The 22,860-nt window shown below is 71.6% G+C and carries 16 protein-coding genes; 13 read left to right on the forward strand and 3 right to left on the reverse strand.

The features are described 5' to 3' along the window. The first annotated feature begins 95 nt into the window (after positions 1-95). Together guaB and G3I60_RS27655 are read left to right on the forward strand one after the other, a co-directional pair. Entirely contained in the window at positions 96-1,598 is a 1,503-nt protein-coding gene (gene guaB, locus G3I60_RS27650) for an IMP dehydrogenase (protein ID WP_138352949.1), read from the forward strand. A 114-nt stretch (positions 1,599-1,712) separates the two neighbouring features. Continuing rightward, positions 1,713-2,834 (forward strand): GuaB3 family IMP dehydrogenase-related protein, encoded by a 1,122-nt coding sequence (locus G3I60_RS27655; RefSeq protein ID WP_138352950.1) that lies wholly within the window; start codon positions 1,713-1,715, stop codon positions 2,832-2,834. 336 nt (positions 2,835-3,170) lie between these two features. Here G3I60_RS27655 and G3I60_RS27660 read toward each other — a convergent pair whose 3' ends face one another. Next, the gene (locus G3I60_RS27660) at positions 3,171-3,737 is read right to left on the reverse strand and encodes a hypothetical protein (protein WP_138352951.1); all 567 of its coding nucleotides are present in this window, start codon (positions 3,735-3,737) and stop codon (positions 3,171-3,173) included. 137 nt (positions 3,738-3,874) lie between these two features. Then, positions 3,875-5,131: a nucleotide sugar dehydrogenase gene (locus G3I60_RS27665; RefSeq protein ID WP_164297469.1), complete on the reverse strand. Its 1,257-nt coding sequence runs from the start codon at positions 5,129-5,131 to the stop codon at positions 3,875-3,877. A gap of 221 nt (positions 5,132-5,352) precedes the next feature. On the opposite strand from G3I60_RS27665, the gene G3I60_RS27670 reads away from it, so the two are divergent. From G3I60_RS27670 to G3I60_RS27705, 8 genes are all read left to right on the forward strand, one after another. Further along, entirely contained in the window at positions 5,353-7,059 is a 1,707-nt protein-coding gene (locus G3I60_RS27670; protein ID WP_138352953.1) for a glycerol-3-phosphate dehydrogenase/oxidase, read from the forward strand. A gap of 26 nt (positions 7,060-7,085) precedes the next feature. Then, the gene (locus tag G3I60_RS27675) at positions 7,086-8,732 is read left to right on the forward strand and encodes a serine/threonine-protein kinase (protein ID WP_164297471.1); all 1,647 of its coding nucleotides are present in this window, start codon (positions 7,086-7,088) and stop codon (positions 8,730-8,732) included. Positions 8,733-8,803: 71 nt separating this feature from the next. After that, positions 8,804-10,714: a serine/threonine-protein kinase gene (locus G3I60_RS27680; protein ID WP_164297473.1), complete on the forward strand. Its 1,911-nt coding sequence runs from the start codon at positions 8,804-8,806 to the stop codon at positions 10,712-10,714. Positions 10,715-10,830: 116 nt separating this feature from the next. Then, complete coding sequence (locus tag G3I60_RS27685) at positions 10,831-12,789, forward strand: protein kinase (protein ID WP_164297475.1); 1,959 nt, start codon at positions 10,831-10,833, stop codon at positions 12,787-12,789. A gap of 2 nt (positions 12,790-12,791) precedes the next feature. Then, complete coding sequence (locus G3I60_RS27690; protein ID WP_164297477.1) at positions 12,792-13,139, forward strand: hypothetical protein; 348 nt, start codon at positions 12,792-12,794, stop codon at positions 13,137-13,139. 49 nt (positions 13,140-13,188) lie between these two features. Then, complete coding sequence (locus G3I60_RS27695) at positions 13,189-14,814, forward strand: serine/threonine-protein kinase (protein ID WP_239070318.1); 1,626 nt, start codon at positions 13,189-13,191, stop codon at positions 14,812-14,814. A 131-nt stretch (positions 14,815-14,945) separates the two neighbouring features. Beyond that, entirely contained in the window at positions 14,946-16,556 is a 1,611-nt protein-coding gene (locus G3I60_RS27700) for a succinic semialdehyde dehydrogenase (protein ID WP_138352958.1), read from the forward strand. A gap of 27 nt (positions 16,557-16,583) precedes the next feature. Beyond that, positions 16,584-18,464: a GMC family oxidoreductase gene (locus G3I60_RS27705; protein ID WP_164297479.1), complete on the forward strand. Its 1,881-nt coding sequence runs from the start codon at positions 16,584-16,586 to the stop codon at positions 18,462-18,464. 518 nt (positions 18,465-18,982) lie between these two features. Here G3I60_RS27705 and G3I60_RS27710 read toward each other — a convergent pair. Then, entirely contained in the window at positions 18,983-19,294 is a 312-nt protein-coding gene (locus tag G3I60_RS27710) for a chorismate mutase (protein WP_164297481.1), read from the reverse strand. 307 nt (positions 19,295-19,601) lie between these two features. Between G3I60_RS27710 and guaA the strand changes: the two genes are divergently transcribed. The 3 genes from guaA (at position 19,602) to G3I60_RS27725 (ending at position 22,858) form a co-directional block, all read left to right on the forward strand. Further along, the gene (guaA, locus tag G3I60_RS27715) at positions 19,602-21,197 is read left to right on the forward strand and encodes a glutamine-hydrolyzing GMP synthase (RefSeq protein ID WP_164297483.1); all 1,596 of its coding nucleotides are present in this window, start codon (positions 19,602-19,604) and stop codon (positions 21,195-21,197) included. A gap of 137 nt (positions 21,198-21,334) precedes the next feature. Continuing rightward, positions 21,335-22,153, forward strand: coding sequence for a class II aldolase/adducin family protein (locus G3I60_RS27720; protein ID WP_164297485.1), 819 nt, complete (start codon positions 21,335-21,337; stop codon positions 22,151-22,153). Between the two features lie 159 nt (positions 22,154-22,312). Continuing rightward, positions 22,313-22,858, forward strand: a complete 546-nt coding sequence (locus G3I60_RS27725; protein WP_164297486.1) for a DoxX family protein — start codon at positions 22,313-22,315, stop codon at positions 22,856-22,858. The last annotated feature ends 2 nt before the right edge of the window (positions 22,859-22,860 follow it).

Here is a 22,860-nt window from a genome sequence, read left to right on the forward strand (position 1 = left end):
TGGTGCTCCCCGGGGTCCCGGCTTCGGCGCCGGGAATGCCCGCGGAGTCCACTAGCATTGAACAACTCGCCGGGCAAGACCATTGGGAAGGTGTCATGACTCTGAACGCCGCAGGGGTACCCGAGAAATTCGCGATGCTCGGCCTCACGTACGACGACGTGCTGCTCCTGCCGGGCGCCTCCGAGGTGCTCCCGAACCAGGTCGACACCGCCTCCCGGATCTCCCGCAACGTCCGGGTCAACATCCCGCTGCTGTCCGCCGCCATGGACAAGGTCACCGAGGCGCGGATGGCCATCGCCATGGCGCGGCAGGGCGGCGTGGGCGTGCTGCACCGCAACCTGTCCATCGAGGACCAGGTCAACCAGGTCGACCTCGTGAAGCGCTCCGAGTCCGGCATGGTCACCGACCCGATCACCGTGCACCCGGACGCGACGCTCGCCGAGGCGGACGCGCTCTGTGCCAAGTTCCGCATCAGCGGTGTCCCGGTCACCGACGCCGCGGGCAAGCTGCTCGGCATCGTCACCAACCGCGACATGGCCTTCGAGAGCGACCGCTCGCGCCAGGTGCGCGAGGTCATGACGCCGATGCCGCTGGTCACCGGCAAGGTCGGCATCTCCGGCGTGGACGCGATCGGCCTGCTGCGCCGCCACAAGATCGAGAAGCTTCCGCTGGTCGACGACGAGGGCCGGCTCAAGGGCCTGATCACCGTCAAGGACTTCGTCAAGGCCGAGAAGTACCCGCTCGCCGCCAAGGACGCCGAGGGCCGGCTGCTGGTCGGCGCGGCCGTCGGCGCCAGCCCGGAGGCGCTGGAGCGCGCCCAGGGCCTGGTCGCGGCCGGTGTGGACTTCCTGATCGTGGACACCTCGCACGGGCACAACAGCAATGCGCTGAGCTGGATCTCCAAGATCAAGTCGAGCGTCTCGGTGGATGTCATCGGCGGCAACATCGCCACCCGTGACGGTGCCCAGGCCCTGATCGACGCGGGCGCCGACGGCGTCAAGGTCGGCGTCGGCCCCGGCTCCATCTGCACCACCCGCGTGGTCGCCGGCATCGGCGTCCCGCAGGTCACCGCGATCTACGAGGCGGCGGTGGCCTGCCAGGCCGCGGGCGTCCCGGTCATCGGCGACGGCGGCCTGCAGTACTCCGGCGACATCGGCAAGGCCCTCGCGGCCGGCGCCGACACCGTGATGCTCGGCAGCCTGCTGGCCGGCTGTGAGGAGAGCCCCGGCGAGCTGCTCTTCATCAACGGCAAGCAGTTCAAGTCGTACCGCGGCATGGGTTCGCTCGGCGCGATGCAGTCCCGCGGCCAGGGCATGTCCTACTCCAAGGACCGCTACTTCCAGGCCGAGGTCTCCTCGGACGACAAGCTGGTCCCCGAGGGCATCGAGGGCCAGGTCCCGTACCGCGGCCCGCTCTCCGCGGTGCTGCACCAGCTGGTCGGCGGTCTGCGCCAGACCATGGGCTACGTGGGCGCCGCCAGCATCGACGAGATGGCGACCAAGGGGCGCTTCGTGCGGATCACCTCCGCCGGCCTCAAGGAGTCCCACCCGCACGACATCCAGATGACCGTCGAGGCGCCGAACTATCACGGGCGCTGACCTGCGCTGACCTGCGGGAGAACGTCAGCGGAAGCCCGCAGACCGATGGTCTGCGGGCTTCCGCTTGCCCGCTCGGGGATACTGGGCGGGTAGACCAGCGAAGAAGGGCCAACAGTGACTGAGATCGAGATCGGGCGGGGCAAGCGCGGCCGCAGGGCGTACGCATTCGACGACATCGCCGTCGTCCCCAGCCGCCGCACCCGGGACCCGAAGGAGGTCTCGATCGCCTGGCAGATCGACGCCTACCGCTTCGAGCTCCCCTTCCTCGCCGCCCCGATGGACTCCGTGGTCTCGCCCGAGACCGCGATCCGCATCGGAAACCTGGGCGGCCTGGGCGTGCTCAACCTTGAGGGTCTGTGGACCCGGTACGACGACCCGGAGCCGCTGCTCGCCGAGATCGCCGAACTGGACGAGACGGCCGCGACCGCCCGCCTCCAGGAGATCTACTCGGCGCCGATCCGGGAAGAGCTGATCGGGCAGCGCATCAAGGAGGTGCGTGACGCCGGTGTCGTGACCGCCGCCGCGCTCTCCCCGCAGCGCACCGCGCAGTTCTCCAAGGCCGTCGTGGACGCGGGCGTGGACATCTTCGTGATCCGCGGCACCACCGTGTCGGCCGAGCATGTCTCGGGCTCGCACGAGCCGCTCAACCTGAAGCAGTTCATCTACGAGCTGGACGTGCCGGTCATCGTCGGCGGCTGCGCCACGTACACCGCGGCGCTGCACCTGATGCGGACCGGCGCCGCCGGTGTGCTGGTCGGCTTCGGCGGCGGCGCCGCGCACACCACGCGCGCCGTGCTCGGCATCCAGGTGCCGATGGCGACCGCGGTCGCCGATGTCGCGGCCGCCCGCCGCGACTACATGGACGAGTCCGGCGGCCGGTACGTGCATGTCATCGCGGACGGCGGCTTCGGCTCCAGCGGCGACCTGCCGAAGGCGGTCGCCTGCGGCGCCGACGCCGTGATGATGGGCTCCCCGCTGGCCCGCGCCACGGACGCGCCGGGGCGCGGCTTCCACTGGGGCATGGAGGCGGTCAACCCGGAGCTGCCGCGCGGCAAGCGCATGAACCTCGGCACCGCCGGCACCACCGAGGAGATCCTGCTCGGTCCGTCGCACGCGCCGAACGGGTCGATGAACTTCTTCGGGGCGCTGCGCCGTTCGATGGCCACGACGGGTTACTCGGACCTGAAGGAGTTCCAGCGGGTCGAGGTGACGGTGTCGCCTGCGCATCGTCGCTGACGCGCTGACGTTGTGACGCGCTGACGTTGTGACGTGAAGGGGCCCGGATCGCTGTGGTGCAGCGGTCCGGGCCCCTTTGCGTTTGTGGTGCGGTCGGGGGACGGGGCCTCCGGGGTGGGGCTTCGAAATCGACTATTTAGGGCCTGGCGGCCCTCAAATAGCTCGGCAGCATTTCGAAACCCCACCCCTGCGGCCCCGTCCCCCTCACGTCCAAGCGTGCCTGTGCGGGAGGGGAGGGGGACGGTCCCGGCCTCCTCACGTCACCACATCCTGTGCGGGAGGGTGAGGGGGGACGGTCCCGGCCCCCTTGCGTCACATCTGCTGCTGCGGGCTGCGTCAGCTCGCTACGCGCTTGGCGATGACGAAGCCCTCGAGGCCGGCGATGCCGAAGAACAGGATGTCCATGCCGCCGAGGGACTCCTTCCAGGCCTGCTGCACGATGTCGTAGTGATCCGTGAGGATCGTCATGACGCCGGGGGCGCCCGGGGAGTCGGCGAGCAGCAGGGTGATGCCGAAGACCTGGCCGAGGTAGACGCCGAGCAGGGCGAGCGGGATGCCGATGACCGGCAGGACCGGGTTGCGGCCGCCGACCTTGCCGAGTGCGGCACCGACCAGCGCGCCGACACCCAGGGCCGCGTAGCCGATCTCGTGCTCGGTCACCTTGATGAGCCCGCCGTACGCCAGGGCGCCGACGATCATCGCGAGGATGCCGACGAGGATGCCGAGGCCCACGTTGTTGGTGGCCGGCGGCAGCGGGGCGGGCGGCGGGTAGCCGCCGAAGCCGCCCGGCTGCTGCGGCTGCTGGCCGAACGGGTTGCCGCCCTGCGGCGGGACGACGCCCGGCTGCTGGCCGTAGGGGTTGCCGCCCTGCGGCGGCTGCGGCGGTGGGTACGACTGGCTCATGGTGGGGTCCCCCGGGGATGGAAGGTTTGCATCGCACAGAAGTGTGGCGTGCGAACAATGGCCCCGAAGGCTAGCAGCCGGATATGACAGTGCGACAAGACGTTTCAGCGGGCCGTTACGCGACCGCTACCGGTCCGCTACAAGCGGGCCGCGGCTCCTACCGGGGTGGCGCCGCGGGTGTCGAGGAGCAACTGGGCCTTGACGGCGAGGCCTTGGAGATCGTAGGTGCGGTGATGCTGCAGCAGGAGAGTCAGATCGGCGTCGGCGGCGGCTTCCCAGAGGGAGTCGGCGCGGGGGATGGGCCGGTCCAGGACGCGCCATTCGGGGACGTACGGGTCGTGGTAGCAGATCTGGGCGCCCAGTTCGATGAGGCGGGAGCCGATCTCGCGGGCGGGGGCGTTCTCCTGGTCGGCCAGATCGGCCTTGTACGTGACGCCGAGCAGCAGGACGCGGGCGCCGCGCAGTGACTTGCCGTGCTCGTTCAGCAGGGCGGCCGCGCGCTGGACGACGTAGCGCGGCATCCGCCCGTTGACCTCCTGGGCCAGTTCGACGATGCGCAGCGGGTAGCCGGGGGTGCGGGCCCGGGTGGCGACGTAGTTGGGGTCGAGGGCGACGCCCGGTCCGCCGACGCCGGGGCCGGGGCGGAAGGCCTGGAAGCCGAACGGCTTGGTCTCGGCGCAGCGGATGACGTCCCACAGGTCGACGCCGACGTCGTGGCAGAAGACCGCCATCTCGTTGGCGAAGGCGATGTTGACGTGCCGGTAGTTGGTCTCCAGCAGCTTGACGGTCTCGGCCTCGCGCAGCCCGCGGGCGCGGACGACGCGTTCGACGAAGCGCCCGTAGAACGCGGCGGCGGCCTCGGTGCAGGCGGAGGTGTAACCGCCGATGACCTTGGGGGTGTTGGGGATGTGGTGGTCGCGGCTGCCGGGGTCGACGCGGCTGGGGGAGTAGGCGAGATGGAAGTCGCGGCCGGCCCGCAGGCCGGACTCCTCCAGGATCGGGAGGAGGAATTCCTCGGTGGTGCCGGGGTAGGCGGTGGATTCGAGCACCACGGTGGTGTGCGCCCGCAGATGCGTGGCGAGCGCCCGTGCGGCGGCCGCCACGGCGCTGAGGTCGAGGGCGCGGTCGGCGCCGAGCGGGGTCGGGGCGCAGATCACGGCGGTCCTGACCCGGCCGAGCACGGAGGGGTCGGAGGTGGCGCGGAATCCGGTGGCGAGCATCCGGCGGATGTCGGCGGCGGCGAGGGAGCCGGGCGGTACGCGGCCGGCGTTGATGTCCGCGGCGGTGTTCTCGTCGGCGTCGTATCCGATGACGCCGATTCCGGCGGCGGCTGCCGCTTGGGCGAGGAGGATCCCGGCGCGGCCGAGTCCGATGACGGCGAGGTCTGCGGGCATGGGGGTCAGTCCTCTCCCTAGCAGCCACGAATGGCTTCAAAACAGGCTAACCAGACATAAGGCTGATATGACCGCACGGCGCGCCGGTACTCCGGGGTACTCGTCCACGGATCCGGCGCCGGTCCGGGGGTGCCCGGGCGTGCAAAGGTGGCTGTCGGCCCCTGTGGCGGTCACTATCGAGTGACGGGGCGCACGCACCTGCTCCACAACAGGAGGCACGAATGCGGACGACAACACTGGGCCCGGCCGAGCGCGAGGCGGCACTCGCCCGGATGGCGGACGAGGAGCTCGACATCCTGGTCGTGGGCGGCGGCGTCGTCGGGGCCGGTACGGCGCTCGACGCGGCGACCCGCGGGCTGTCGACCGGCCTGGTCGAGGCGCGGGACTGGGCGTCCGGCACCTCCAGCCGCTCCAGCAAGCTGATCCACGGCGGTCTGCGCTATCTGGAGATGCTCGACTTCGCCCTGGTGCGTGAGGCGCTCAAGGAGCGCGGCCTGCTGCTGGAGCGGCTCGCACCGCACCTGGTGAAGCCGGTGCCGTTCCTGTACCCGCTGCAGCACAAGGGATGGGAGCGGTTCTACGCCGGCTCGGGCGTCGCCCTGTACGACGCCATGTCGTTCTCGTCGGGCCACGGCCGCGGGCTGCCCGTGCACCGCCATCTGACACGTAAGCACGCGCTGCGGGTCGCCCCCGCCCTCAAGAAGGACGCCCTGGTCGGCGCGTTGCAGTACTACGACGCCCAGATGGACGACGCGCGCTACGTCACGACGCTGGTCAGGACCGCCTCGGCGTACGGCGCCCAGGTCGCCAACCGGGCGCGGGTGGTCGGCTTCCTGCGGGAGGGCGAACGCGTGGTCGGCGCCCGGGTGCAGGACGTGGAGGGCGGCCGCGAGTACCAGGTGCGGGCCAAGCAGGTCGTGAACGCGACCGGGGTCTGGACGGACGACACCCAGGCGCTGATCGGCGAGCGCGGACAGTTCCACGTCAGGGCGTCCAAGGGGATCCACCTGGTCGTGCCGAAGGACCGCATCCACTCCTCGTCCGGGCTGATCCTGCGGACCGAGAAGAGCGTGCTCTTCGTGATTCCGTGGGGACGGCACTGGATCATCGGCACCACCGACACCGACTGGGACCTCGACAAGGCGCACCCGGCCGCGTCCAGCGCCGATATCGACTATCTGCTCGAACACGTCAACTCGGTGCTCTCCGTCCCGCTGACCAGGGACGACGTCCAGGGTGTGTACGCCGGGCTGCGGCCGCTGCTGGCCGGTGAGTCGGACGCGACGAGCAAGCTCTCACGCGAGCACACCGTGGCGCACCCGCTGCCGGGGCTGGTCGTCGTCGCGGGCGGCAAGTACACGACGTACCGGGTGATGGCGAAGGACGCGGTGGACGAGGCCGTCCACGGGCTCGACCACCGGGTCGCGGAGTGCATCACCGAGGAGGTGCCGCTGGTCGGCGCCGAGGGCTACCACGCGCTGTGGAACGCCCGGGCCCGGCTCGCGGCCCGTACGGGGCTGCACGTCGCCCGGATCGAGCACCTGCTCAACCGGTACGGCGCGCTCGCCGAGGAGGTCCTGCAGCTCATCGTGGAGGATCCGTCGCTGGGCGACGCGCTGCCCGCCGCCGAGGACTATCTGCGGGCCGAGATCGTGTACGCGGCGTCGCACGAGAGCGCCCGGCACCTCGACGACGTGCTGACCCGCAGAACCCGTATCTCGATCGAGACGTTCGACCGCGGCACCCTCAGCGCCCGCGAGGCCGCCGAGCTCATGGCGCCCGTCCTGGGCTGGGACAAGGAGCAGATCGAGAAGGAGGTCGAGCACTACCAGAAGCGCGTCGAGGCGGAGCGCGAGTCGCAGCGGCAGCCCGACGACACGACCGCGGACGCGGCACGGCTGGGCGCGCCGGATATCGTGCCTCTCTAGGGACCAACGGGGGAGCAGAGGGGCGCATGGTGTCTGATCACGCGGAGGCGGGGCGACTCGTCGCCGGCCGGTACCGGCTCGTGGAGCGGATAGGCCGCGGGGGCATGGGCACGGTCTGGCGCGCGGAGGACGAACTGCTCGGCCGCCAGGTCGCGGTCAAGAAGCTGCACCCCCCGCAGCCCCATCTGCACGAGGACGAACTGGCCACCATCTTCGAGCGCACCCGCCGGGAGGCCCGCGCCGCCGCCCGGATCAGCCACCCGAACGTCATCGTCGTGCACGACGTGGTGGACGACGAGGGCCTGCCGTCCATCGTCATGGAGTACGTACCGTCCATGACGCTGGGCGAAGCGCTGAAGAAGCACGGCGCGCTGCCGCCCGTGGAGGCCGCGCGGATCGGCCGCGGCATGGTCGCCGCGCTGCGGGCCGCGCACCGCGCCGGGGTGCTGCACCGCGACGTGAAGCCGGGCAACGTCCTGCTCGGCGGGGACGGCCGGGTGGTGCTGACCGACTTCGGCATCGCCCAGGCGTCCGGCACCTCGACGCTCACCCGCACCGGCGAGCTCATCGGCTCCATCGACTTCCTGTCGCCGGAACGCATCAAGGGCCAGTCGCCCGGCCCGGAGGCCGACCTGTGGGCGCTGGGTGCGACGCTCTATCAGGCGGTGGAGGGGAACTCGCCGTTCCGCCGGGACACCGCGATCGAGACCGCGTACGCCATCTCCGAGGACCCGGTGCTGCCCGCCGCCAACGCAGGGCCGCTGGAACACGTCATCGCCGGGCTGCTCGCCAAGGATCCGCGCGAGCGGATGTCGGCGGAGGAGGCCGAACGGCTGCTGCGGCTGCCGGCGGCCGAGGCGGACACCACGCGCTTCGAGCGCGGCGGCACCGCGTCGACCACCGTCCCGCCCGCCGGGTCCGGATCCGCCCGGCCGGCCGAACCCGCCCGCCCCACTGCCCAGGTGACGGTCGGCCACGGCGCCGAGCCGGTCCCCGACGCCTCCACGGCCGGCCCCGGTGGCACGCCAACCGCCGCTCCCCGGCCGCGGCGCCGGGCCCGGTGGGTCGTCGCGGTGCTCACCGCCGCCGCCGTCGCGGGCGGCGGGACCGCGGCCTTCGCGTACTTCCGGGACGACGGCGGCAGTCCCATCGCGTCCAAGAAGCACACCGCGCCGCCGGTGACCACGACGCCCAGCCCCTCGACGTCCACGACCGCGGAGCCGCCGCCGCTCCCGAAGAACTACCGGCTGGCCACCGAGGCCGCCAAGGGCTTCACCGTGCCGGTGCCGAAGGGCTGGCGGCGCTCGGTGGCGGACGGCGAGGTCAACTACATCGATCCCACCGGGCTCGTGGGGCTCAAGTTCAGCGTCCTGGACTACGCCGGTCCCGACCACCTCGCGCACTTCAAGTCCCTGGAGACCAAGGTGCGCGACACCCTGGCCGGCTATCACCAGGAGCGCATGCAGCCGACGACCGTATTCGGACAGAACGCCGCCATTTGGCAGTTCACGTTCAAAGGCAGTAAACGCGACTATCGGGCCATAGATCTGGGATTCGGCAAGGAAGGCGAACGCGAGTTCGCCATCTACCTTTCCGCTCCCAAGTCCCAATGGGACGAGTACAAGCCGGTGTTCGACAACGCCGTGGCCGGTTTCCGGCCGTCCGCGCAGTAAGCCGGGTTCGCTTCCGAGGCCTCCGGTCGGCGATGATGGGACCCACATCACCAGTGACCGCAGGGGAATTCATGGGCCAGGCGCAAGGCACCGACGGACGTCTCCTCGCCGACCGGTACCGGCTCGGCGAGGTCCTCGGCAAGGGCGGCATGGGAACGGTCTGGCGCGCGGAGGACGAAACCCTCGGCCGGACCGTCGCCGTCAAGGAGTTGCGCTTCCCCGGAAATGTCGACGAGGACGAGAAGCGCCGGCTGGTCACCCGGACCCTGCGCGAGGCCAAGGCCACCGCGCGGATCCGCGGCACCGGCGCGGTCACCGTGTTCGATGTCGTCGAGGAGGACGACCGGCCGTGGATCGTCATGGAACTGGTCGAGGGCCGCTCGCTGTCCGACGCCATCCGTGAGGACGGCCCGCTGACGCCCAAGCGCGCCGCCGAGGTGGCCCTGGTCGTGCTCGACGTGCTGAAGGCCGCGCACAAGGAGGGCATCCTCCACCGCGACGTCAAGCCGTCCAACGTGCTCATCGCCGACGACGGCCGCGTGGTGCTCAGCGACTTCGGCATCGCGCAGATCGACGGCGACCCCTCCGTCACCTCGACCGGCATGCTTGTCGGCGCCCCCTCGTACATCTCGCCGGAGCGCGCCCGCGGCCAGAAGCCGGGCCCGCCGGCGGACCTCTGGTCGCTCGGCGCCCTGCTCTACGCATCGGTCGAGGGCCGCCCGCCCTACGACAAGGGCTCGGCCATCGCCACCCTGACCGCCGTCATGACCGAGCCGGTCGGCCCCATGGAGAACGCGGGCGCGCTCGCGGACGCCATCCACGGCCTGCTCATCAAGGACCCGGCGGAGCGCCTGGACGACGCGGGCGTCCGCACCCTGCTCACCCGCGTCGCCAACGCGCCGCAGCACCCGGCCGGTCCGGCGCTCGACGCGGGGGCCTCCGCGACCCGCACCATCGCGCTGCCCCCGGACCCGCAGCCCACCCCGACCGACGCACCGCCCGCCACCCGTAAGGCCGCCGCCGACCAGGCCCGGGTCCGCAACGCGCTGCGCTCGGTGCGCGGCGCCGCCACGGCCGCCGGTACCGCCACCGCAGCCAAGGCGACAAAGGCGGCGAAGGCGGCGAAGGCAGCGAAGCCGAGACCGGCGGCCGAGCCGGGGGAGCCCGGCACCAAGCCGAAGGCGCCGCGCGCGCCGATCACCGACGTCGTACCGCGCCGGGTGCTGCTCATCGCCCTCGTCGCCGTCGCCCTCGCCGTCATCGGCACCGCGATCGGCTTCGCACTGGCCAACGGCGGGGACGGCGACAACGCGCCCGACTCCAAGCCGGGTTCCGCGTCCTCCGCCCCGGGCAAGGTGGGCGACGGCAAGACGGCGCCGACCACCCCGAAGGGGAGCACCGGCGGCACCGGACAGCAGCCGTCGACCAACCCGGGCGCGGCGACGAGCGCGGGCACCACGGCCGGCACGAGCGCGGGTACCACCGCGGGCACGGGCGGCGCGAACCCGCCGGCGGGCACGGACAACAAGGTGCCGGCCGGCTACAACGTCGTGACCGCGGGCCACTTCTCCATCGCGCTGCCCGCGGGCTGGAAGAAGACCGGCAGCGCGGGCGCCGACAGCTTCATATTCAGCGCCGACGGCGGTTTCCCGCGCGTGCAGATCGACTTCACCGACGAGCCGGGCAACAACGCGGCGGCCGACTGGTTCGCGCACGAGTCCGCGGTGGCTTCCGCCAGCAGCGGCTACCACCGGGTGTCGATCGGCAACGTCGCCTTCAACGGCTACCCCAGCGCCGCCGACTGGGACTTCCTGCGGACCGAGAAGGGCGGCCTCAAGGGCCGGGTCCTGAACCGCGGGTTCGTCGTCAACGGTCACCAGGGTTTCGCCATCATGTTCTCCGCGCCCGCCGACCAGTGGGACACCCCCGCCATCGTGCAGATGCGCCAGACGTTCTTCGCCACCTTCAAGCCGTCCAACTGATCTGCGCAGAGCGGGTCACGGGGCATGCCTCCGGCACGTATCGTGAAAGCTCGCGGACTGTCCGCAGCCAGATTCCATCCGGACCGGACCGGATCTGACGCTTTTGGGGAGGCGTCGTGGACGAATACGCGGGTCGCGTACTCGCCGACCGCTATCGCCTGCCCCGGCCACCCGCGGACGAGTACGAACTGGTCGAAACGCGCGCCTTCGACACGTACAGCGGTCAGGAGGTCCTGGTCCGCCAGGTGCTGCTGCCGGAGATCGTCAGCGCGGAACTGATGGGGCCGGGGCCGTACGGTGACCAGCCGGGCCACGGCCAGGACCGCACGAGCGACAGCGCGCAGCGCGCGCTGGACGCCGCGCGGGCCGCCGCCGCGATACCCGATCACCCGCGCCTGGTGCAGGTCTTCGACATCTTCGTCGAGGACGGCAGCCTCTGGATCGCCAGCGAGCTCGTCAACGCCCGGCCGCTCGCGTCGTTACTCGTCGACAAGCGGCTCGGCCACTACCGCGCCGCCGAGGTCGCCTCGGACGTGCTGGTGGCGCTGCGCGTCCTGCACGCCTACGGCTGGACCCACCGCAACGTCACCGCCAGCACCGTCCTGGTCTGCGACGACGGCCGCGCCATGCTGTCCGGCCTGGCGGCCGGTGCCGCGCAGGAGGCGCTCTGCGGCTACGACCCGGTCCCGGCCGAGGTGATGGCCGGCGGGAACGGCGCCGGCTGGGGCGGACCCGACTCCGCGCTGGAGCAGGAGCGGGCCCGGCAGGCCCGCATCACCGTCGTCGGCCCGGTCACCGAGCGCTGGGCACCGGAACAGGCCACCCCCGTCCATGAGAACTGGCAGTTGGCGCCGCCCGTCGGCCCCGCGGCCGACCTGTGGGCGCTGGGCTCGCTGCTCTTCCGCAGCGTCCAGGGCCACCCGCCGTTCCCCGAGGAGAGCACCCCGGAGCTCGTCCAGCTGGTCTGCGCGGAACCGCCCGCCTTCGCCGAGGAGAGCGGACCGCTGCGGCCCATCGTCGAGTCGCTGCTGCGCCCCGATCCCGAGGAGCGCCCGGACTTCGACGAACTGGAGGGCTGGCTGCGCTCCTTGATCCGGTCCGCGCCCGAACCCGACCTGGGCCTGCGGACGGTGCCGGTCCCGACGGATCCCCGCAAGCTGCCGATCGTCCGGCGCCGGGGCGAGCTGGTCCGCCGCCGCAGGTCCGCGGCGGCCGCGGCCGCCTCCGCCGAGGGGCTGTCCGGGACGACCCACCGGCGCCATGCGCGGGCGAAGCAGGAGCGGTCCGCCCGGCAGGTGAACCAGGCGCAGCCGACCCGGACGAAGGGGCCGCAGCAGAAGACGTCGAAGGAACGGGCCCCGCGCAGCCTGGGCGCGCGGCTGCTCATCCTCGTGCTGCTCCTGCTGGTCGCGGTGGTGGCGTACGCGCTGGTGATGATGCCGCACAACACCACCGACGACGGCAGCCAGGCCGGTGCGACGACCCGGACCGTCCCGGCGCAGATGCCGGGCTCCGGCTCGGACGACAAGACCGGCAGCAAGGCGCCGACGACCGCACCGACGTCCGCGAAGCCGCCGCCCAGCACCCGGCCCCCGGCGACGAGCGCCCCGCCGGCCACCGATCTCGGCGGCGACTTCGTACTGCGCACGGACGACGCGGGCTTCACGGTCGCCGTGCACACCGGCTGGCAGCGGCAGGGCAAGAACGCCCAGGACCAGATCCGGTACACCGGCGGTGACTTCCAGCTGATCGTGGTCCCCGGCCGCGACGCGGCCTCCGACGCGGGCAGCGACCCGATGGCGTACCAGTCGAACGAACCCGAACTGGCCCCGTTCCGCGCTTCGCAATGGGCCTCGGCCGGCGCGCTCCGGACGCTCGACGTGGGCGGATCGCCCGCGGCGGAGGGCGAGTACAGCTGGCGGGACGGCAGCGGCCACCAGGTCTACGCCCGCAATCTCGCGCTGCTCCAGGACGGCAAGTACCACCTGGTCCTGGTGATCGGCCCGGACGACCAGCGGGCCGACGTCCAGCGGATCTTCGACAAGGCCGCCGAGACGTACCGCCCGGCGGGCTGACCGTGCAGGAGTTCCCTTCGGGTCAGGTGGAGCAGCTGCTGGCCGGGGCGCGGTTCGTCGACGATCCTTCCGAGCGGGTCTGTCCCGCGTGCGGGCAGCAGGCGGTGCGCACGTATGTCGACCGCCGGGGAGCGCCGGCGCGGCCGGTGCTGATCACCTACAGCTGGTGTGCCTCCTGCCGCCGGCACAAGGGGTGGACCGGGCCGGATCTCGGGGACCTCGGCTTCGACGATCCGCTCCAGGAGCTGTCCGCGACGGAGCGGGACGCCCTGTCGCGGGATTTCGACGCGTTTCTGCGCAGGCTGGACGTGTTGTGGGAGGAAGGCCGGCTGCCGCAGCGGTTCCGTTGACCTGTCGGTCCGCGGACAAGGCCGCGGGCCCGTGCGGCATGATGGGCGCATGGCGAGCGACGGGGGACACGGCATGTCCCCGTATCGGTCCGGCCTGCCGGGACCCGTCGCCGGCCGGTACCGGATCACCGGGCGGCTGGGCCGCGGCGGTATGGGCACCGTGTGGCGGGCGACCGACGAGCTGCTGGACCGGCAGGTCGCGGTCAAGGAGCTGCACTTCAACGAGGATCTGTCCGAGGCCGAGCAGCAGCTGTACCGGGACCGCGCGCTGCGCGAGGCCCGGAGTGTGGCGCAGATCCGGCATCCGCATGTCGTCGTCCTGCACGACGTGGTCGAGCAGGACGGCCGGCCGTGGATCGTGATGGAGCTGATCGACGGCCGCTCGCTGTCCGACGTGCTCGCCAAGGACGGTCCGGTGGATGCGCGCGAGGCGGCCCGGATCGGCGCCGCGGTGGCGGGCGCGCTGCATGCCGCGCACGAACGCGGTGTGCTGCACCGGGACATCAAGCCGGCCAACGTCCTGATCGAGCGGGACACTGGGCGGGTCGTGCTCACCGACTTCGGGATCGCCCGGGTGTCGGGAACGACGACGCTGACCGAGACCGGGGTGTTCGTCGGTTCGCCCGAGTACACCTCGCCGGAGCGGATGTCCGGGGCGGTGGCGGGGCCGGAATCCGACCTGTGGTCGGTGGGCGTGCTGCTGTGCGCGTCCGTCGACGGGCACTCGCCGTTCCGCCGCGATTCGATCGGCGGGGTGCTGCACGCCGTCGTCTACGACGAGATCCGCCCGCCCGCCAGTGCCGGCCCGCTGCTGCCGGTGGTCTCCGCGCTGCTGGAGCGCGACACCGGCCGCCGGATGGGAGCGCTCGCGGCGGAGCTGTGGCTGCGCACGTACGCCGAGACCGGCGAGGCGACCGACACGGGACACGTCCCGACCGTCGCCCAGGACACCGTGGTCCCGCCGGATCCCGGCATGGAACCGGCTCAGGACCCGACCCCGCCCCTGACCCCCTCCCCGTTCCCTGTCGCGTCCGAGCTCGCGTCCTCCACGGGCCGGAAGTCCCGCAGGGGAGTGCTGGTGGGCGCGCTGCTCGCGCTGGTCGTCGGGGGTGGCGTGGCCGCCGCCGTGCTGACGATGAACGGTGCCGACGGCAGCGCGGACACCGCGACGCGACCCTCCTCGCCCCCTCCGACGGCCGTGCACACCACGCCGCCCGTCACACCGACCCCCACCCCGGTCCCGGCCGGATTCCGTACCGTCACCGACTCGTCGGGCTTCTCCGTCGTGCTCCCCGACGGCTACGACCGGTCGGTCGATCCGCCGCGGATCTACTACTACTCGCCCGGCAAGGAGTTCCGGTTCGGCGTCCGCAACGAGAAGCCGGACCCGAGCGGCCCGATGGCGGTGATGACCGCGCAGCACCGCTCGGGCGCGGCCGCGTACAAGGGGTACCGGGACGGCTTCGTCACCGGGACGACGAAGGACGGCGGACCCGCCGCGCTCTGGGAGTTCACCTGGGACGGCTACCCGGGCGGCGGCGCGCGCCGTACGTTCGACCTGTGCTGGACCGAGAACGGGCGGCAGTACGACATGTGGGTCTCGTCGCCGGTGGAGAAGTCGGAACAGGGACGGCAGACCTTCGACACGGCGCGGAACACCTTCACCCCGCGCTGAGCGGGCGCGGCATGCTCTGAGCTGCGGAAATCAAGATCGCGCCAGCGATTGCTGGCTTAATTGTGCTCGTCAGGTGAAAAGTAGCTACTGATGGGTACCCAGCGGCGCCCATCAGCCGTAATCTCGCCGATATGACGGACTCGCTCGGCACCACGCGCCCCACCGACGGCAACCCGGCGGCCCCCACCACCGCCAGAGGAGCCCAGGACGTCGTCACCCCCGACCTCGTCGCGCGGCTCACGCGTGGCGTCATCGGCAGCGGCCGGACCAGCAACCACACCCCGCTCACCGGCGAGAAGCTCGCCGACCTCCCGGAGGCCACTCCGGACGAGGTCGCCACCGCCTTCGAGCGGGCCCGCGCCGCCCAGCACGCCTGGGCCGCCACGCCGGTACGGCAGCGCGCCGCCGTGCTGCTGCGCTTCCACGACCTGGTGCTCAGCCGGCAGAGCGAGGTCCTCGACCTCATCCAGCTGGAGACCGGCAAGGCCCGGCTGCACGCCCACGAAGAGGTACAGGCCGTCGTCATGTCCGCCCGCCACTACGGGCGCCGGGCCCCCGCGTACCTCAAGCCCAAGGGTCACGGCGGTGCCGTTCCCGTCCTGACCAAGGTGGTCGAGCTGCGCCAGCCGCGCGGCGTCGTCGGGCAGATCGCGCCCTGGAACTACCCGTTCGAGCTGTCGGTCGGTGACGCGCTCCCCGCCTTCGCCGCGGGCAACGCCGTCGTGATGAAGCCCGACACCGAGACCGCGCTCACCGCCCTGTGGGCGCGCGAGCAGCTCATCGAGGCCGGACTGCCCGCCGACGTCTGGCAGATTGTGATCGGCGAGGGCCCGGTCATCGGCCCGGCCCTCGTCGAGCACGCCGACTACGTCTCCTTCACCGGTTCCACCCGTACCGGCCGCGAGGTCGCCCAGCGCGCCGCCGCCCGGCTGATCGGCGTCTCCCTCGAACTCGGGGGCAAGAACGCCATGCTCGTGCTGCGGGACGCCGACCTCGACAAGGCCGCCGAAGGCGCCGTCCGCGCCTGCTTCGCCTCCGCCGGTCAGCTCTGCGTCTCCATCGAGCGGCTCTTCGTCGACGAGACCGTCGCCGACGCCTTCCTGGAGAAGTTCGCCGCCCGCACCAAGGCGCTCAAGCTCGGCACGGCCCTCGCCTTCGGCGCGGGCATGGGCTCGCTGGCCGGCGAGCGCCAGCTGGAGACCGTCAGCCGGCACGTCGACGAGGCCCGCTCCAAAGGCGCCACCGTCGTGACCGGTGGCCAGGCCCGCCCGGACATCGGCCCCTACGTCTACGAGCCGACGATCCTGGACGGGGTCGAGGCGCCGATGTCGGTCTGCACCGAGGAGACCTTCGGCCCGGTCGTCTCCATCTACCGCTTCCGCGACGAGGACGAGGCCGTCGAGCGCGCCAACGCGACCCCGTACGGCCTCAACTCGGCCGTCTGGACCAAGGACACCCGCCGCGGCGGCCGCATCGCCGCGCGGCTGCGCTCCGGAACCGTCAACGTCAACGAGGGCTACGCCCCCGCGTACGGCAGCGTCCAGGCGCCGATGGGCGGCATGAAGGATTCCGGACTCGGCCGCCGGCACGGCTCCGAGGGCATCCTCAAGTTCACCGAGGCGCAGACCGTCGCGACGCAGCGGCTGCTGCCGATGGCGCCGTCGATGGGCATGGACGACGAGAAGTACGCCGCCTTCATGAGCCGTTCGCTGCGCGCGATGAAGGTGTTCCGGCTGCGCTGACCCACCGAGTGCGGCGCCGGCGACGGCATGGGGCCGGTCTGTGTGAGGGCCCTGTGCGACGGCCTGTGTGACGGCATTTCTGACGGCAGTTCGAAGGCAACATCCGCTACGGAGGAACCTGTGTCGCGTGACCTGCCCGGCTACGACTACGACGTCATCGTCATCGGCTCCGGCTTCGGGGGCTCGGTGTCCGCGCTGCGCCTCACGGAGAAGGGCTACCGCGTCGGCGTACTCGAAGCCGGGCGCCGCTTCACGCGCGAGACGCTGCCCAAGAACTCCTGGGACGTCCGCAACTTCCTCTGGGCGCCGTCGCTCGGCCTCTACGGCATCCAGCGCATCCACCTGCTGAACAACGTCCTCGTGCTGGCCGGCGCGGGCGTCGGCGGCGGATCGCTGAACTACGCCAACACCCTGTACGTGCCGCCGAAGGCGTTCTTCGACGACCGCCAGTGGGGCCACATCACGGACTGGCAGGCGGAGCTCAAGCCGTACTACGACCAGGCCCAGCGCATGCTCGGCGTCCGGCTCAACCCCACGCTCACCCCTTCCGACGTGCACCTGAAGGCCGCCGCCGAGAAGATGGGCGTCGGTGACACCTTCCACATGGCGCCGGTCGGCGTCTTCTTCGGGGACGGCCAGGACGCCGGCGGAGAGGCGAAGGCCGATCCGGGCGGCGAGGTCGCCGACCCGTACTTCGGCGGCGCGGGCCCGTCCCGGCGCGCGTGCACCGAGTGCGGTGAGTGCATGACCGGCTGCCGGCACGGCGCCAAGAACACCCTCAACGAGAACTACCTGCACCTCGCCGAACAGGCCGGCGCCGTCATCCACCCCATGACGACGGTCGTCGGCCTCTCCGAGGACCCCGCGGGCGGCTACCGCGTCGCGACCGCGCCCACCGACAAGAAGCGCAAGGGCAAGCGAACCGTGCTGCGCGCCCGGCAGATCGTCGTCGCCGCCGGCACGTACGGCACCCAGACGCTGCTGCACACCATGCGCGACGCGGGCGAACTCCCGGGCATCTCCGCGAGGCTCGGCGAGCTCACCCGCACCAACTCCGAGGCCCTGGTCGGCGCCCAGACCGACAACCGCCGCTACCGCAAGGCGCACGGCGCGGCGAAGGTCGACTTCACCAAGGGCGTCGCGATCACGTCCTCGATCCACCCCAACGACAACACCCACATCGAGCCGGTCCGCTACGGCAAGGGCTCCAACTCCATGGGCGCCCTCACCATCCTGCAGGTCCCGCACGGCACCCGCGCCCCCAAGGGGATCGCCTTCGCCGCGGCCTGCGCGCGCCACCCGATGCTCACGCTCCGCTCGCTGTCCAACCGCCGCTGGTCGGAGCGCACCATCATCGGCCTGGTCATGCAGTCGCTGGACAACTCGCTGACCACGTACCGCAAGCCCAAGGGCCTGGGCAAGGGACTGCTCACGGCCAAGCAGGGCCACGGCGCGCCCAACCCCGAGCACATCCCCGAGGGCGCCGAGGCGGCGCGGCTCATCGCCGAGGAGATCAACGGCTTCGCGGGCAGCAACGTGGGCGAGCTCATGGGGACGCCGCTGACCGCCCACTTCCTCGGCGGCTGCGCCATCGGCGAGGACGCCGAGCACGGCGTGATCGACCCGTACCACCGGCTCTACGGGCACCCGGGCATCCATGTCGTCGACGGCGCCGCCGTCTCCGCCAACCTCGGGGTGAACCCTTCGCTCACGATCACCGCGCAGGCCGAGCGGGCGATGTCGTTCTGGCCCAACAACGGGGACGAGGACACCCGCCCGACGCAGGGCGAGGCCTACGTCCGCCTGCCGGCGGTGGAGCCGCGGACCCCGGCCGTCCCGGAGGACGCGTTCGCCGCGCTGCGACTGCCGCTGCTGCCCGTGCCGCCGATCCCGCCGAAGAAGGTCTGAGCGGAAGAGGGTCCGAGCGGGGAAAGGTCCGAGGGAGAAGGTCCGAGGGAGAAGGTCCGGGCGCAGCAGGTCCGGGCGCGACCTGTGGCGGCGTGAGGTATGTCACCGGACCGGGACGCCGGACACCGCGCCGGCCGGGGAGAACAGGCCGTACTCCGATCGGGCGTCGGTACTCCGTTCCCGGGGGCGCGGATGAGTAGGGTGGGTTTCGCAGAGCGGCCGGATCCCAGCGTCCTGGGAGCCGACCGCCTCTTTGGAGTTGCGACCGAGCAGCTGTCCCCTGCTGCCCGGTCACGGAGCCCGGAGCGAGGTCCCACGGCCTGCCGCACGAATGGGCAGGCCTCATCGCTCCGAATTGATACCCCGCCCAGCTGCGTCTGAGCGGCATCCTGTTCGTCCACGCGTGGTTGTGGTCGACCGCCCCTGGCTGGCACGGACACCCCATCCAACGAAGGGGCCCCCGGGCCGGTCACGTGCCGTACGGGTGATGCCGCCCGAACGGGCGATCCGCAGAAACGTCACACGCGGCCGCGGCACAGCTCCAGCAGGGTCATCGCGAGGGTCGTCCCGGGCCGGCCCAGCTCGTCGCTGAAGTGGTTCAGCACCTCCATCTCGCGGGACAGGCTCACCCGCCGGCCGCCCGACGCGATGCGGGCCCGCTGGATCTCCGCCGAGACCGCCATCCGTTCCGTGACCTGCGCGATGATCCGGGTGTCGAGATCGTCGATCCGGCCGCGCGCCCCCGTGATCAGGGCCACCGCCTCGTCCGTGCGTGCTCCGGTCCCGGCGGGAGCGGGGGCCGTGGTGACTGCTGCCGTCTGGGTGCTCATCGTGATGTCTCCTGTGATGACTGGGCCGGACCGGGCCCGGAGACGACAGACGCCCCGGACCGAAAGGTCCGGGGCGCCTGGGAAGTCGCTTGTCAGTAGCTCAAGCAGCACGACCATGGCAGCCGGACCAGCCGGTGCCATAGGTAAACGCGAAGATCGCGTAGTGCGTGTTCGAGGACATGCGGACCAGTATGGCGACGAGCACGCCGGGTAGCCAGCCGGCGACCGGATGGTGAGACGGGAGCGCCCTCGTGGAAACGGTAGAATCAGGGTCCGATCCCTCGTACATAACGCCGGAAGGCCGCCCGTGGCATCAGCGACCCCAGCCGCCCCCGACCACACCCCGGACGTCGTCCTGGTAGTGGACTTCGGAGCGCAGTACGCCCAGCTCATCGCCCGACGCGTCCGCGAGGCCCGGGTCTACAGCGAGATCGTCCCCAGCACCATGCCGGTGGCCGAGATGCTCGCGAAGAACCCGAAGGCGATCATCCTCTCCGGCGGTCCGTCGTCGGTCTACGCCGAGGGCGCCCCCTCGCTCGACACGGCGATCTTCGAGGCCGGGGTCCCGGTCTTCGGCATGTGCTACGGCTTCCAGCTGATGGCGGTGGCGCTCGGCGGCACCGTCGACGACAACGGTGCCCGTGAGTACGGCCGCACCGCGCTGACCGTCAGCAAGCCCGGCTCGACGCTCTTCGAGGGCACCCCCACCGAGCAGTCGGTGTGGATGTCGCACGGCGACGCGTGCTCGGCGGCGCCCGCCGGCTTCGCCGTCACCGCCTCCACCGACGTGGTACCGGTCGCCGCCTTCGAGGACGACGCCCGCAAGCTGTACGGCGTCCAGTACCACCCCGAGGTGCTGCACTCCACGCACGGCCAGCAGATCTTGGAGCACTTCCTGTACCGCGGTGCGGGCATCGCGCCGGACTGGACGACGACGAACGTCGTCGAGGAGCAGGTCGCGGCGATCCGCGCCCAGGTCGGCACCAAGCGCGCGATCTGCGGGCTCTCCGGCGGCGTGGACTCCTCGGTGGCCGCGGCCATCGTGCAGAAGGCCATCGGCTCCCAGCTGACCTGCGTGTACGTCGACCACGGGCTGCAGCGCAAGGGCGAGTCCGAGCAGGTCGAGAAGGACTTCGTCGCGGCCACCGGCGTCCAGCTGAAGGTCGTCGACGCGGAGGAGCGCTTCCTGACCGCGCTCGCCGGCGTCACCGACCCGGAGACCAAGCGGAAGATCATCGGCCGTGAGTTCATCCGCGTCTTCGAGCAGGCCCAGGCCGAGCTCGTCGCCGAGGCGGGCGCGGCCGGCGAGGACGTCGCCTTCCTGGTGCAGGGCACCCTGTACCCGGACGTCGTCGAGTCCGGCGGCGGCACCGGCACCGCCAACATCAAGTCGCACCACAACGTGGGCGGGCTCCCCGACGACATCGAGTTCGAGCTGATCGAGCCGCTGCGCAAGCTCTTCAAGGACGAGGTCCGGATGGTCGGCCAGGAGCTGGGCCTGCCGGAGGAGATCGTCCAGCGCCAGCCGTTCCCCGGTCCCGGCCTCGGTATCCGCATCGTCGGCGAGGTCACCAAGGAGCGCCTGGACCTGCTGCGCGAGGCGGACTTCATCGCCCGCGAGGAGCTCACCGCGGCCGGCCTGGACCGGGAGATCTGGCAGTGCCCGGTCGTGCTGCTCGCCGACGTCCGCTCGGTCGGCGTCCAGGGCGACGGCCGCACCTACGGTCACCCGATCGTGCTGCGCCCGGTCTCCTCCGAGGACGCCATGACCGCCGACTGGTCGCGGCTGCCGTACGACGTCCTCGCCAAGATCTCCACCCGCATCACGAACGAGGTCGCCGACGTCAACCGCGTCGTCCTCGACGTGACGAGCAAGCCGCCGGGCACCATCGAGTGGGAGTGACCTCCCGCTGAGCCCTGGACCGTGTCCCGCACGGCCGCCGCGCCGCCCCTCCTGCCTGCTGGGAGGGGCGGCGCCGTCGTTCCCTGACCCGCTCCGCACTCTGTTCTTCTCGCTTACCGCGCGGTAGCTTCCGCTGCATGGCCGACTTCCTCCCGCAGCCCTCGCAAGGGCGCACGCCGCCGCAGCCGATACCCACCGAGCAGCTGCACTTCGCGCTGCCGCAGACGTTCCCCAACACCGACGACGAGCGGCAGCACCGCAAGGAACGGCTGGTGGCCGCGCTGCGGCTGTTCGGGCGGTTCGGGTTCGAGGAGGGCGTGGCCGGGCACATCACGGCGCGCGACCCGGAGTTCACCGACCATTTCTGGGTCAATCCGTTCGGGATGAGCTTCAAGCTCGTCACCGTCACCGATCTGATCCTGGTCAACCACGCGGGCCAGGTCGTCGAGGGCCGCTTCCACGTCAATCAGGCGGCCTTCGCGATCCACGCACAGGTGCACCAGGCACGCCCGGACGTGATCGCCGCCGCGCACAGCCACTCGACGTACGGGCGGGCGCTGTCGTCGCTCGGGGAGCTGCTGGACCCGATCACCCAGGACGTCTGTGCGTTCTACGAGGACCACGCGCTGTTCGACGACTACACGGGCGTCGTGGTCGACGAGGAGGAGGGCCGCCGCATCGCGGAGGCGCTCGGGCCGCACAAGGCCGTCATCCTGCGCAACCACGGGCTGCTGACGGTCGGCGACTCGGTCGACGCGGCGGCGTGGTGGTTCATCACGATGGAGCGCTCCTGCCAGGTGCAGCTGACCGCCCGGGCGGCCGGGAAGCCGGTGCTGATCGACCACGAGAGCGCCGTCCACACCCGTGGCCAGTTGGGCAACGATCTCGTCGCCTGGATCAACTATCAGCCGCTCTACCAGCAGATCTCGCGCAGCGAGCCGGATCTCTTCGGCTAGCCGCGGGGCCGGCCGCGGTGGGACCGGGCGGGGATCCGGCCGGATTCGCCGGGAACTGAGTCGGATCCTTGCGGTCTACGTACCACCCGGTGAGAGAGTCGTACGTGAAGAATCGTTTCCATTCCTGGGGGGCGCGTACGACGGGAGAGGCGGGACAGCATGCTCCGAATCTGGCGGGAGACCGCGTCGCGCTATGCGCTGATGCCGCTGCGGATCTTCCTCGGCGTCACCTTCGTCTACGCGTCGCTCGACAAGCTCACCGGCTCCGTGTTCCTCACCGATTCCGCGCCGGGATCGCTGGTCGGCACCCTGCACGCGGTGCGTGACAGCGCGGCGATCCCGCAGATGGTCGATCTCGCGCTCAAGGCACCGCACGCCTTCGGGTACGCCATCGCCTTCGGTGAGCTGGCCGTCGGCATCGGCATACTGATCGGCCTGTTCGGCCGCCTCGCCGCGCTCGGCGGCGCAGTGATCTCGCTCAGCCTGTGGCTGACGGTCAGCTGGGCCACCGATCCCTACTACTACGGCAACGACCTGGTGTACCTGATGGCCTGGCTGCCGCTGATCCTCGCCGGCACCCCGCTGCTGTCCGCCGACGGGCTCATCGCCTCACGCCGCCGGTCCGGTGTCGCTCCGCTGCCGCCGTCGGACCAGGCGGCTGATCACCGACGTCACCGCGGCGCAGGCCAGACCGCCCGCCGCTAGGG

This window comes from Streptomyces sp. SID13666, from assembly GCF_010548325.1.
GTDB classification, from domain to species: Bacteria; Actinomycetota; Actinomycetes; order Streptomycetales; family Streptomycetaceae; genus Actinacidiphila; species Actinacidiphila fildesensis.

Excerpts from the sequence above, each read along its gene's own strand:
- guaB (WP_138352949.1), top strand. The coding sequence starts at position 96 with ATGACTCTGAACGCCGCAGGGGTACCCGAGAAATTCGCGATGCTCGGC.
- G3I60_RS27660 (WP_138352951.1), bottom strand. The coding sequence starts at position 3,737 with ATGAGCCAGTCGTACCCACCGCCGCAGCCGCCGCAGGGCGGCAACCCC.
- G3I60_RS27665 (WP_164297469.1), bottom strand. The coding sequence starts at position 5,131 with ATGCCCGCAGACCTCGCCGTCATCGGACTCGGCCGCGCCGGGATCCTC.
- G3I60_RS27670 (WP_138352953.1), top strand. The coding sequence starts at position 5,353 with ATGCGGACGACAACACTGGGCCCGGCCGAGCGCGAGGCGGCACTCGCC.
- G3I60_RS27675 (WP_164297471.1), top strand. The coding sequence starts at position 7,086 with ATGGTGTCTGATCACGCGGAGGCGGGGCGACTCGTCGCCGGCCGGTAC.
- G3I60_RS27680 (WP_164297473.1), top strand. The coding sequence starts at position 8,804 with ATGGGCCAGGCGCAAGGCACCGACGGACGTCTCCTCGCCGACCGGTAC.
- G3I60_RS27695 (WP_239070318.1), top strand. The coding sequence starts at position 13,189 with ATGGCGAGCGACGGGGGACACGGCATGTCCCCGTATCGGTCCGGCCTG.
- G3I60_RS27700 (WP_138352958.1), top strand. The coding sequence starts at position 14,946 with ATGACGGACTCGCTCGGCACCACGCGCCCCACCGACGGCAACCCGGCG.
- G3I60_RS27705 (WP_164297479.1), top strand. The coding sequence starts at position 16,584 with ATGGGGCCGGTCTGTGTGAGGGCCCTGTGCGACGGCCTGTGTGACGGC.
- G3I60_RS27710 (WP_164297481.1), bottom strand. The coding sequence starts at position 19,294 with ATGAGCACCCAGACGGCAGCAGTCACCACGGCCCCCGCTCCCGCCGGG.
- G3I60_RS27720 (WP_164297485.1), top strand. The coding sequence starts at position 21,335 with ATGGCCGACTTCCTCCCGCAGCCCTCGCAAGGGCGCACGCCGCCGCAG.
- G3I60_RS27725 (WP_164297486.1), top strand. The coding sequence starts at position 22,313 with ATGCTCCGAATCTGGCGGGAGACCGCGTCGCGCTATGCGCTGATGCCG.